The organism is Dehalobacter sp. CP (genome assembly GCF_047652685.1).
In the GTDB taxonomy this organism is placed as follows: Bacteria; Bacillota; Desulfitobacteriia; order Desulfitobacteriales; family Syntrophobotulaceae; genus Dehalobacter.
Genome location: NZ_CP157399.1, coordinates 790,122 through 800,934, shown reverse-complemented (window position 1 = coordinate 800,934; position 10,813 = coordinate 790,122). Strand labels below are relative to the sequence as shown.

The window sequence follows — 10,813 nt, the reverse complement described above, 5'->3', positions numbered from 1 at the left end:
TCTTCATGCCTGATTTACTTCTCAATCCATTCCAACCTCAAATTTCTTTCCATGCTTTTTAAGTTCGTTTTACCAAAGAATTCGGTTTGATTGTATAAAATATATTCGGAATCTTTGACCCGAGATTTATCTACGTAATGGATAGCCAGCGTCAAGTGAAGCACGATGCGGAGCGCGGATGTTTGCGCCACGGAGGGCGCAATCTTCCGAAAGCGGCTATCCATTACGTAGATTTACCCGATCATCATAATAAAAACCTCCCGCCAAAAGGAAGGCAGGAGGAATTGAATAATCAACTTTCTCGCTTTCCCTTGGCTATCTCTCTGGATAACATTTAAAGGGTCGGACTCAAAATGTTCGTTATGTTTTTTCCTGTAGGAATACTTCTTCACTTCCGTCCGTTTCTTCCAGGCACACAGAAACAATTTCTCTGCTGGAAGTCGGAACGTTTTTGCCGACATAATCGGCCCTGATCGGCAGTTCCCGATGCCCCCGGTCTACCAAAACGGCCATCTGGATTTTCGATGGTCTTCCGAGATCGAGCAGTGCATCGAGCGCTGCTCTGACTGTACGGCCGGTAAACAAAACGTCATCGACCAAAATGACGATTTTCCCATCTAAACTGAACGGCACTTTGGTCTCGTGCAACACAGGTTGAATATCGATTGTACTCAGATCATCTCTATAGAGTGTGATATCAAGCAGTCCGAGAGGAACCGATACACCCTCAAATTCTGCAATCCTTTCTTTAATGCGTTCTGCTAACGGGACCCCTCTCGTCCTTATCCCGATCAGGACAAGATCTTTCGTTCCTTGATTCTTCTCCAGGATTTCATGGGATATCCTGCTGATCGCTCTGCGGATCCCGTCCGCATCCATGATCCTGTTCTTTGGCGTACCTTCCATTTGAGTTCGCCTTCTTTCAAAAATAATAAAGCTGCCTGCAGGAGCAGACAGCCATACTTCACGTACAACATTTCATCTGCCTTACCTGCCTCACGGGACAATTTTAAAGGCAACTGATTCAATTTCATCATAACTAGTTTAGTGTACTAGGCACCAAATGTCAATCGCTATTCTTTAGCTTTTCCAGAACGTCCTGAAATGATTCGGGTGGATCTGCCGTAAATGTCATCTTTTCTCCGGTCCGCGGATGAATAAAACTCAGCGTCTCGGCATGAAGAACCTGCCCGGTCAAGCCAAAAGGATTTTTCTTCGGTCCGTAAAGCGGGTCTCCCAGCACAGGGTGTTTCAAATAGGCCATATGCACTCTGATCTGGTGGGTCCTTCCTGTATCCAACACTGCTTTGATCTCGGTAAATTGCCTAAATCGTTCCAGTACATAATAGTGCGTCACCGCATTGCGGGAATTCTTAAAAACAACCGCCATTTTCTTACGATCCTTTGGATCTCTGCCAATGGGTGCATCCACAGTTCCCGACGGTTCCGACATCAACCCGTGAACGACAGCCCTGTAGCTTCGTCCGACACTGTGCTCTTTAATCTGATGGGCAAGATGATGATGCGCGTCATCCGTTTTAGCAACGACCAACAGCCCGGAAGTATCTTTGTCGATCCGGTGAATAATTCCCGGGCGGATGACACCATTAATTCCGGAAAGGTTTTGGCAGTGATACAGCAGTGCATTGACCAGCGTTCCGCTCCACGCACCAGGAGCAGGATGCACCACCATGCCCTGGGGTTTATTGACCACGAGAAGATCATCGTCTTCATACACAATATCCAGCGGTAATTCTTCAGGCAGAACGTCCAGCTTCTGCGCAGGGGGAATACTGATCTCAACACGGTCTTCTTCCTGAACCCGGTAATTGGCCTTCTTAGGCTGGCTATTGACAAGCACGCATCCCTGCTGGATAAGGTTTTGTATATAACTTCTGCTCAGTGAGGTGCATTCCGCCAGCGCCGTATCCAGCCGCTGGCCGGGAGCTGCCTGAACAAACTGCCATTCCTCACTATCCGGCTCCTCAATAAAATGATCCTGCGTTTCTTCTTCAAAATGGTAATTCGTCATTTGTATCCTCTTTCATTCGCATCAAAAGAATAATCAACAAGATACCGCCGATGACAATCATGCTGTCGGCGATATTGAAAATATAGGACCAGACCCTGAAATCAAGAAAATCAATCACTTTTCCGGTAAGCAATCGGTCCCAGAGATTGCCGAGCGCTCCGCCCCCGATCAGCCCCATGCTTACCCGCATAAGCTTTTGTCCCTGCGGCACTTTTCTTTGAAAATAGAACAGGGCGGCAAGAACAATTACTGAAACAGTGACCAGCACCCACTTTTGGCCCTGCAGCATGCCAAAGGCCGCGCCGGGATTCAAAATATAGGTCAGATGGAAAAAGCCTGGGATAACGACCCGGCTTTCTCCCAGCGTCATATTGCTTTGAACGACCCATTTACTGAGACGGTCTAAGACTAAGACAACGATCAGTGTTACCCAGGTATATAAGAATGGCAAAAGGTTACCCTCCATCTAATGAATCATTAATCCTCAATGATCACCGTTCCGGTATCTCCGTTTTTAAGCCCCAGCGCATTCGCTTCATCGGTATCGATGTGCAGATCCAGCGCATAAGTTGATTTTACTCTGACCAGAACGTTATGAAGAATGCCGCCACGAGGTCCTTCAAAAAGCACTTTCACCATATCCTTATCCTTGATGCCATACTGCAGCGCATCGTCTTCACTGGCATGGATGTGACGCATCGCAGCAATGACTCCGCGTTCCAGACTTACTTTTTTATCTCCGGCTGAAATATCAATACCGGGTGTCCCTTCGGTATTGCCGGAATCTCTTGCCGAAATGTTTAATCCCAGTTTAATCGCATCTGTCACAGCAAGTTCAATCTGGGTTTCATCACGGGCAGGCCCCAGGACACGGACTCCCTCAAGTTTCCCTTTGGGACCGATCAGCGTTACGGTCTCTTCAGCTGCAAACTGTCCGGGCTGACTTAAGTCTTTCTTTTTAGTAAGTGTACTGTTTTCACCAAAAAGCTGGTTGATATGTTCCTCCGAAAGATGAAGATGACGATTGGATATTCCAACCGGAACAGAAAATGTACGCATGATGTTCACTCCTCAATGTTTGTTTGAATGATTGCTCCATGGTCCATGATCGCAACAATTGCTTGTCAAGAAGCTTTCCGACATAAATGACCGCAATACTTTAATGTTTCTATTATAAACCAGATAGCTGCAGATATCCTGCATCGTACGTTCAAGATTCAAAAAAGACTTCTTTGTCTTCAAAGACTCCGATACCGGCAGACCTGGCAATGGGAACTAGAATTATTTTACCATATGAAGTCAAACCCCGCGACGGTACAGGAAGTGTAAAGGCGTTTAAATAGCCTTCACGGTGTCGAATACGTCATAGATGACATGGCATTCGGTTGAGAATACGGAAAACTCGTCTCAGGACGAGTTTTCTATTTGCGATATTCAATATCTCACCGCATCTGTTGGACGTTTCTTCCGTTCTAAATAATGAGCCTGGCAATAAGCGCATAAAGCGGCGCAAGAATCACACTTTTGATCAGCACGATGGCCAGGACAGCAAAAAATGGGGCAAAATCCACCATCATTGCCTGGTTACCAAACCGTATTCTTCGGAAAGGCCTCAAAAGTGGTTCAGTGATATCGTAAATGATCCGAATAAACCTGTTGCTTGGCGAATGAGGTATCCAGGATAAAATACAGCGTATGATTACAAGCCATTCCAGGATCAGAAGGACCTTGTCGATAATTGCGTAACTCCAATAAAGAATCGTAATTCTGATTACCCCCCCAAGATTAATGCCTGTGGATGAATGCCTTCGATTAATTATTGATTTTAGGCCAGAGGATATCCCGCTCGGTCGTTTTGTAATTCAACTCGCCGCTAATGTCCACATTATTTGGGACAAACAGGAAAATACCATTGCCAACCTTCTGCATATTTCCACCTAAAGCATAGGTCGTACCGCTGATAAAATCAACAATCCGCTGGGACAGATGACCGTCGGTCCGTTCCAGGTTCAGAATAACTGATTTGCGGGCTTTAAGGTGCTCGGCGATTCCCTGGGCTTCCTCAAAAGAAACCGGCTCTACGACGATGACCCTTACCTGCTTTTGGGTGTGAATGCTAACCACAGAAGCTTGTTTTCTTTTCAGGGCATTGTCTTTGTATGTTTCCCTGCTGAAGGATTCGCTCGGAGCGGATTCTCTGAGCGCATTATCTCTAAAACTGCTGTTTCTGGACTTCTCTGCTCTTCCGGAATACTCTTCTTCTAATTCTTCAGGTTCGAAATCGTCCTCATCGTCCCCAAAACCCATAATACCTATAAATTTGTCAAGTATCTTTGCCATTTTCATCCTCCATGATTTTAATTTTTTTTATAAGTTTTATGTAAAATATATTAATTCCTGTGCCCGAAAATCGTATTTCCGACCCGGACAATCGTAGTGCCCTCTTCGACCGCAATTTCATAATCCTGGCTCATCCCCATCGACAAGTGGGGAAGACCATCAGGCCCTCCGGCACCTTTTGTCAGTAAATCATCTCTGATCTCCCTGAGTTTCCGGAAATACCCTCTTGTTTCTCCGGGTCCGGCATCAAGCGCACCAATCGTCATCAGTCCGTGGACTGTCACATAGGGAAAGTCGTGCACGCTGTCCATAAAGTCCTGAAGTTCTTCAATCTCGAGACCGGCTTTGGCCTCATCCCTCGCAACATTGACCTGGACAAGCGTCTTCCATCTGATCTGACGTTTTTCCCCTTCCAGATTCAGCTTCTCCAGCAGAGCAAAGCGGTCCAGCGAATGAATTAGCGCGATGCTGTCGTCTAGGTATTTTACCTTGTTCGTCTGCAGACGGCCAATGATATGCCACTGGCAATCTTGCGGCAGCAAGAGGTGCTTGGTCTGCCACTCCTGTACTTTATTTTCCCCGAAAGCCCTTAAGCCTGCCCTGTATGCCTCCATGGTCCTGTCTTCAGGTACTGTCTTGGATACGGCCAGAAGTGCGATATCCTTCGGGCTGCGGCCTGCTCTCGCAGCGGCTGCCGCAATTTTTTGCTGTACTTCCGAAATGTTATTGACTATACTCATTGAACTCCTGCCGCCTGTGTTGGCGTATGATCATTTATATGTTCTACATTTTCCTTGATTTCCCTGCTTTTTATGCAGGAAATGGCTGAATTTATTGACTTTTTTAAAATTAGGACTTTACATACATGCCTTCAATGCCTTGTCTCGGATTAACGACAACCTGGACACCCTCCGGAAGACCTTCGACACAGACTAAATTCTCGCTGCTGTCCTTGACGATGACACCCTGGTAGCGGATCACGCCGTCCTCCAGGACATAGACTCCTTTTTCCTCACCGGAGGTGCACAAGGCACTGGCAGGAACGACCAAACCCTTGGTCGGGGGCCGGAATCTCCAGACAATTTCGCGTATCCTGTTCTCCGTGGTCCCTTGCACATATTGACTAAAGCGGATCACTGCTCCTCCGGGCTGCGCCGAAAGTTTCATGACCGTACCATAGTATTCTTCATCATCAATCACAAACTCGGCGACATCTCCAACAGCCAGAGAATCCTGGATTCCCAAATACACAAACACCCAGCTCGGATAAAGGTTGTTCACCATCTTGCCGATCGGGGAATGCAGACTGACCGTGGTATTCTGACTGTTATCCGCAGATTGACCGTTCTCCTGGGCAGTCTCTGTCTGCTCTGTTTCTATCCCGTCATTTTGCGTCTGGGCCAATAATCTGTCCAGATCCATATTCATCAGATTTTCCGATGTCATGATCTGTTCCAGCCCGTCCCGCTGCGAATAAAACAGGCCCGAAACCGGCGCACTTATCCATATTCCTGCGTCGGATTGTTCATGTCCTACTCCGACAGGGATCACCCGGGCTACTGACTCACCTTTTTTAAATCTTCTTGCTTCCTCGCCAACCAGTACAACGGTTCCTTCAGCCGGTGCCGTCAGTACGGTTTCCGTATTGGCAAATACGGCCTTTACTGTTTTCTCGTGTTGTACAAGGCCCTGATGAACAGTCTCAAACGAAAGTGAGCCAGCAATCCACGATGACCGGTAATCCCAAAGGAATAGACCAATTATAGACAAAACCAATATCATAAAAAATACATTAAATCTTTTTCTGGTTTTTTTAGCCATTATCATTCCTCTTAAAAACAGTACTTATGAGAATCCGATATAAGCGGCCATCCTGCCGGTTATCCCTTCTCTCCTGTAAGAAAAGAATTCTCCGGAATGACAAGATGTGCACATTTGAGCGGTCAATATATTCTCTGCGCGAATTCCGGCGGAGATCAACAACTGACGGTTTGCTTCCTGTAAATCGAGACGGTACTCACCCGGTGCTGTTTCTGAAAGCACGGAAGGTTCGTTCCATTTTTCTCGAAATATTGAAGCGACGGGATCTCCAACGACATAACAGCACGGTCCGATGCAGGGGCCGATCGCGGCCAAACATTCTTCCGCATCAGCTCCGGCTTGAATCATCCTGTTCACCATTTCTTGAACGATATTGGCTGCCGTTCCTCTCCAGCCGGCATGCGCAAGCCCGATGATTCTGCTACGCGGATGGAAAAAGAAGACGGGCACACAATCCGCATAAAAACTAAGCAGTCCTACGTCCTGCGCCGTAAGCATTCCGTCGCAGGACGGCAGCGCCGATACCAAATCCTGCATACCCCTGCCCCGGTCTTTTTCTGCTACAAATCGAACATCGGTACCGTGAACCTGTTCAGCGGCGACACAGTCTTCTGGTGAACGCCCTATTCCGGCCAGAAATATCCGTCTGTTATGTAAAACATCATCAATCGTATCACCGACATGCAAAGCCAGATTCAAAGAGGAATAAGGCGGGCTGCCGACGCCCCCGTCCCTGGTCGAGAACACAGCGGTTACTCCGTGAAGGGACCATCTAGGAATTGTCAGGTAAGCTAGTCCGCCGACCGTTTGTCTCTCCCATGCCATATGATTATACCTCATTGCAGTCAAACCTTAAATCATTTCTATTATTATATCGAAAAAAACCTTTGAATACAGCTCTTTTACAATTTTTAATAGTTGATATTGATTAAATCCCTGCCGTCGACCAGGATTACATCAATACCGATCTTGATCACTTTTTCCCAAGGAACAAATACGTCGCCCGTCCTCCCGCTGCCAAAAAAGCCTTTCGCCCGGGAGGAAGCCATGATAATGATCCCTTTCACAATCCCTTTTTCCAAATCCAGATCAAGGTCGATGACCGGTCCTAGGCGCCGCCCGTCCTCTATGTTGATAATATCGAGTACCCTCAATTCAGAGACTCTCATGGCAAAGCCCCTCCTCTCACTTACTATCATATGAGGAGGGGTTACAATCATGACACCTTAAAAGCAGCGAGATGTTTGATAAGATATTTTTAGGCCAATGCCTATTTGGGACTCAGACATGCTTGCGCATATACTTCAAAGCGGCTTTCTCAAGGCGTGAGACCTGTGCCTGGGATATCCCAATTTCTTCGGCCACTTCCATCTGGGTTTTGCCCTGGAAGAAGCGCAGCGAGATAATCTTCTTTTCCCTTTCTCCGAGTTTGCCCATACCTTCCTTAATCGAAATCGATTCCAGCCAAAGTTTGTCCGACTGTTTGTCATCACCGATCTGATCCATGACAAAAATCGGATCGCCGCCATCATGATAGATCGGTTCAAAGAGAGATACGGGTTCCTGGATCGCATCGAGCGCAAAAATAACATCTTCATGGGAGATTTCCAGTTTCTCGGCAATCTCATTGATTGTTGGCTCCCGCGAGCACTCCGATGCCAGCTTGTCCCGAACCTGCAGGGCTTTATAGGCGATATCCCGTAAAGATCTGCTGACTCTGATCGGATTGTTATCCCTTAAATAGCGCCGTATCTCCCCAATAATCATTGGGACAGCGTAGGTAGAAAACTTGACGTTCTGACCAAGATCAAAATTGTCGATCGCCTTCATCAGGCCGATACAGCCTACCTGAAAAAGGTCGTCCACATGCTCCCCTCTATTGCTGAACCGCTGAATCACGCTGAGCACCAGGCGAAGATTTCCCCGGACCAGCTGTTCGCGGGCCGACTTGTCCCCGGCCTGAAATTTCAAAAACAGTTCTTTCATCTTGGCACCACTTAAGACGGGCAGTTTGGACGTATTCACTCCGCAGATCTCAACCTTGTTTAAGACCATTAAAATACCCTCCAGATGTGGTTTTTTATGGTTATTCTCTGGAGAGTATGCCCTGACAGCAGACAAGTTATTCCAAATCGTTATTCCAGCCGGACAAATTCTTTCCGCAGCCTGCGTATGATGCGTTTTTCGAGTCTGGATATGTATGATTGCGAGATCCCGAGGCGGTCAGCCACCTCCTTTTGCGTCTTTTCTTCGCATCCGCCCATGCCGAATCTAAGCTCCATAATCAGTTTTTCCCGCTCACTCAGACTGCCCATAGCGAGGTCCAGCAGCTGCCTGTCGACTTCCTCTTCGATCGGACGCGAGATGATATCGTTCTCGGTTCCCAGTACATCGGACAGAAGCAGCTCATTGCCGTCCCAGTCGATATTCAGAGGTTCATCAAAAGAAACCTCTGTCCTTATTTTATTATTTCTGCGCAGATACATCAGAATTTCATTTTCAATACAGCGGGAAGCGTAAGTGGCCAGCTTGATCTTCTTGGCGGGATCAAAGGTATTGACCGCTTTAATCAAACCGATCGTCCCGATCGAGACCAAATCCTCGATACCGATTCCCGTGTTCTCAAATTTGCGGGAGATATAAACAACCAGTCTTAGGTTGCGCTCGATCAGCATATCTTTCACCGAAAGGTCCCCATGCTCGAGTCTCGTGATCAGATATTCCTCTTCTTCCAGGCGCAGCGGAGGCGGCAGAGCTTCGCTGCTGCCGACATAAAAGACCTCCCTTACCCGATGCAGTTTCAGGGACAAAAAAATTAATTTTCTCTTAAATGCCGACATTACTGCCCTATAATACTGTTTGATGCGGTTCATCAGGCGATCTCCTCCTTGCCAACTGGCATTTGAATATGTTCCGGATGCAGCAGGGCCACAAATTTACCTTCCGAATTTAGACCATGCGGGACCAAGGCGGCGGTAACGGCATGTTCCCATACTTTTTCCCCCTGACGGATTTTAACAGATCCGAGCCGGATTCCCGGCAGCCAGGTTTGGCCATTGATTCCCCTGGCGGAGATAAACACCATTTTTTGTATACAGGGGTCTTCACTGTTCCAGATATAAGTCCAGGGGTTGGCACTTTCCCTCCAGGGCATAAGCAGAAACCTTTGAATTCCTTCCGGCAGGGCCTGGGCCACAGCTCTTTCTTCCACGACCATCACAGGTGTCCCAGTTAGCGGGTCCCGCAGTTCGTTTCCGGTATCCAGCAGTGCCTTAATCTGTGCCTGCCGGCCATTCTCAAAAGACAGTTCAACCTCGTAGCACACATTATCGAGAAATAACGTCGTTTTTTGGATTTTTTCCCAGACCCGGCAACCTGCGGTCAGAATCAGGGCAATCACAGGCAGGACCCATAAATCCTTTAAAGCCAGCCCTGTGCCTTCCAACCCAAGCCAGCCCGCCAGCGCATAATAGATTCCGGCGCTTAAGGATGCCAGAAGGCTGAAATACAGGAGTCCTTTAGCCAGATCAAGGATTGTTCTGGTTCTCAAAGCCACTGCGACCATGCCGACAGGAACCAGAATTCTGGAAACAGCGATGACCCACGAAGGCCCAAAGATGATGAATACAATTGGCAGCTCGCCAAGAAGAACTGCTCCCAGTAGATTTCGAACCTGAATCTTTTTTCGAAGCAGATGGGCCGTAAAAACCAACAAAAAAGCATCCATAGCCCCATTGATGAACAGAATAATATCCAGGTAGACCATACCCGAAATCCTTTCTGCGCGAAGTTATTCTCATTAACAAATTATACCTCTGTGTTGTGAGAAATCCTGTCGCTTTAAGTGGGCTTGGAATGCGATTTTTTTGGCTAAGGGAATACAGATTATGATGGATATTTGGTTATTTTTTCTTTTCTGGGGCATGGAGCCTTGCCCAAAACACCCCACTCGCACGTTTTCGTAGCTGCTCGCTCTGATCCTCGCCGACAAAATTAACTACCAGCATATTGGTGGTAGTTCGTTAAATATTAACGTTTGTAGAAATTACATTGTCTTGCGGCGGATTACCTGATCCAAAGCTGTAAAGGTCTGCGGTCCCGCAATACCATCTGGGATAAGTTCATAATCTCTTTGGAAAGCGATCACAGCTTCCCTGGTCTTAGGCCCAAATACTCCATCAGCCATTCCTGGGGCATAGCCGAGTTCTTTAAGGATTGACTGCAGTGTAGCAACTTCCGGACCTCGGGAACCTACTTTGAGAAAGGCAGGTTCAGTAAGGGTTCTGTTCAAAGCTGCTGTCGTTACCGGACCTACAATTCCGTCCTGTACCAGCCCGTTATTTTGCTGAAAGGCCATTACTGTTGCTTGGGTACGGGGACCAAAGATACCATCTGGAGTTCCAGGATTGTAACCCAGTTCGATCAGCGCAATTTGCAGCTGTCTGACATCATTACCACGCATCCCTAGCCTGAGAGTTCTAGTTAGCCGAAGGCTCATTGAAGCTACCCCCTCGATGTTAATTATCCTTATATTTTCTAGTAAGTTCTGGGCATTATCGTTTTTATAAGCTTACCACCATCTTATGTTTTCTTAGGGTGACTATGTGAAAAAGACCTGCC

15 protein-coding genes are annotated in these 10,813 nt (G+C 47.2%); all 15 read right to left on the bottom strand.

Going from position 1 to position 10,813, the window contains the following annotated elements; translation table 11 throughout:
- Positions 1–14: 14 nt before the first annotated feature.
- The 15 genes from AAH944_RS04080 to AAH944_RS04010 all read right to left on the bottom strand — a co-directional run bounded on the left by AAH944_RS04080 (position 15) and on the right by AAH944_RS04010 (position 10,691).
- Entirely contained in the window at positions 15–224 is a 210-nt protein-coding gene (locus AAH944_RS04080; protein ID WP_415536704.1) for a hypothetical protein, read from the bottom strand.
- 136 nt (positions 225–360) lie between these two features.
- Positions 361–906 (bottom strand): bifunctional pyr operon transcriptional regulator/uracil phosphoribosyltransferase PyrR, encoded by a 546-nt coding sequence (gene pyrR / locus AAH944_RS04075; protein WP_415536702.1) that lies wholly within the window; start codon positions 904–906, stop codon positions 361–363.
- 160 nt (positions 907–1,066) lie between these two features.
- Complete coding sequence (locus tag AAH944_RS04070) at positions 1,067–2,032, bottom strand: RluA family pseudouridine synthase (protein ID WP_415536700.1); 966 nt, start codon at positions 2,030–2,032, stop codon at positions 1,067–1,069.
- Positions 2,013–2,483, bottom strand: coding sequence for a signal peptidase II (gene lspA, locus AAH944_RS04065; protein ID WP_415536698.1), 471 nt, complete (start codon positions 2,481–2,483; stop codon positions 2,013–2,015). Before lspA ends, AAH944_RS04070 begins: the two co-directional genes overlap by 20 nt.
- A 26-nt stretch (positions 2,484–2,509) precedes the next feature.
- Positions 2,510–3,091: a phosphate propanoyltransferase gene (gene pduL / locus AAH944_RS04060; RefSeq protein ID WP_415536696.1), complete on the bottom strand. Its 582-nt coding sequence runs from the start codon at positions 3,089–3,091 to the stop codon at positions 2,510–2,512.
- Between the two features lie 413 nt (positions 3,092–3,504).
- Complete coding sequence (locus AAH944_RS04055; RefSeq protein ID WP_415537762.1) at positions 3,505–3,747, bottom strand: YggT family protein; 243 nt, start codon at positions 3,745–3,747, stop codon at positions 3,505–3,507.
- A 97-nt stretch (positions 3,748–3,844) separates the two neighbouring features.
- Complete coding sequence (locus AAH944_RS04050) at positions 3,845–4,372, bottom strand: cell division protein SepF (RefSeq protein WP_415536694.1); 528 nt, start codon at positions 4,370–4,372, stop codon at positions 3,845–3,847.
- A gap of 50 nt (positions 4,373–4,422) precedes the next feature.
- Complete coding sequence (locus AAH944_RS04045) at positions 4,423–5,112, bottom strand: YggS family pyridoxal phosphate-dependent enzyme (protein WP_415536692.1); 690 nt, start codon at positions 5,110–5,112, stop codon at positions 4,423–4,425.
- A gap of 109 nt (positions 5,113–5,221) precedes the next feature.
- On the bottom strand, positions 5,222–6,193 hold the full coding sequence (locus AAH944_RS04040) for an HlyD family efflux transporter periplasmic adaptor subunit (RefSeq protein ID WP_415536691.1): 972 nt from the start codon (positions 6,191–6,193) through the stop codon (positions 5,222–5,224).
- A gap of 24 nt (positions 6,194–6,217) precedes the next feature.
- A complete protein-coding gene (gene pgeF, locus AAH944_RS04035) occupies positions 6,218–7,018 on the bottom strand; it encodes a peptidoglycan editing factor PgeF (RefSeq protein WP_415536689.1) in 801 nt (266 codons plus the stop codon).
- An 86-nt stretch (positions 7,019–7,104) separates the two neighbouring features.
- Complete coding sequence (locus tag AAH944_RS04030; protein ID WP_415536687.1) at positions 7,105–7,362, bottom strand: YlmC/YmxH family sporulation protein; 258 nt, start codon at positions 7,360–7,362, stop codon at positions 7,105–7,107.
- 112 nt (positions 7,363–7,474) lie between these two features.
- A complete protein-coding gene (gene sigG / locus AAH944_RS04025; RefSeq protein ID WP_158208461.1) occupies positions 7,475–8,248 on the bottom strand; it encodes an RNA polymerase sporulation sigma factor SigG in 774 nt (257 codons plus the stop codon).
- 80 nt (positions 8,249–8,328) lie between these two features.
- Entirely contained in the window at positions 8,329–9,033 is a 705-nt protein-coding gene (sigE, locus tag AAH944_RS04020; RefSeq protein WP_368294578.1) for an RNA polymerase sporulation sigma factor SigE, read from the bottom strand.
- A gap of 32 nt (positions 9,034–9,065) precedes the next feature.
- Positions 9,066–9,959 (bottom strand): sigma-E processing peptidase SpoIIGA, encoded by an 894-nt coding sequence (locus AAH944_RS04015; RefSeq protein WP_415536685.1) that lies wholly within the window; start codon positions 9,957–9,959, stop codon positions 9,066–9,068.
- A 279-nt stretch (positions 9,960–10,238) separates the two neighbouring features.
- Positions 10,239–10,691 carry a peptidoglycan-binding domain-containing protein gene (locus AAH944_RS04010; protein ID WP_415536683.1) on the bottom strand — a complete coding sequence of 151 codons (453 nt, stop codon included), beginning with the start codon at positions 10,689–10,691 and terminating at the stop codon, positions 10,239–10,241.
- Positions 10,692–10,813: the final 122 nt, after the last annotated feature.

Coding starts and splice junctions, on each gene's coding strand:
- AAH944_RS04080 (WP_415536704.1), bottom strand. CDS start 224: ATGGATAGCCGCTTTCGGAAGATTGCGCCCTCCGTGGCGCAAACATCC.
- pduL (WP_415536696.1), bottom strand. CDS start 3,091: ATGCGTACATTTTCTGTTCCGGTTGGAATATCCAATCGTCATCTTCAT.
- AAH944_RS04010 (WP_415536683.1), bottom strand. CDS start 10,691: ATGAGCCTTCGGCTAACTAGAACTCTCAGGCTAGGGATGCGTGGTAAT.
- AAH944_RS04030 (WP_415536687.1), bottom strand. CDS start 7,362: ATGAGAGTCTCTGAATTGAGGGTACTCGATATTATCAACATAGAGGAC.
- pgeF (WP_415536689.1), bottom strand. CDS start 7,018: ATGGCATGGGAGAGACAAACGGTCGGCGGACTAGCTTACCTGACAATT.
- AAH944_RS04070 (WP_415536700.1), bottom strand. CDS start 2,032: ATGACGAATTACCATTTTGAAGAAGAAACGCAGGATCATTTTATTGAG.
- AAH944_RS04045 (WP_415536692.1), bottom strand. CDS start 5,112: ATGAGTATAGTCAATAACATTTCGGAAGTACAGCAAAAAATTGCGGCA.
- sigE (WP_368294578.1), bottom strand. CDS start 9,033: ATGTCGGCATTTAAGAGAAAATTAATTTTTTTGTCCCTGAAACTGCAT.
- AAH944_RS04015 (WP_415536685.1), bottom strand. CDS start 9,959: ATGGTCTACCTGGATATTATTCTGTTCATCAATGGGGCTATGGATGCT.
- AAH944_RS04040 (WP_415536691.1), bottom strand. CDS start 6,193: ATGGCTAAAAAAACCAGAAAAAGATTTAATGTATTTTTTATGATATTG.
- sigG (WP_158208461.1), bottom strand. CDS start 8,248: ATGGTCTTAAACAAGGTTGAGATCTGCGGAGTGAATACGTCCAAACTG.
- pyrR (WP_415536702.1), bottom strand. CDS start 906: ATGGAAGGTACGCCAAAGAACAGGATCATGGATGCGGACGGGATCCGC.
- AAH944_RS04050 (WP_415536694.1), bottom strand. CDS start 4,372: ATGGCAAAGATACTTGACAAATTTATAGGTATTATGGGTTTTGGGGAC.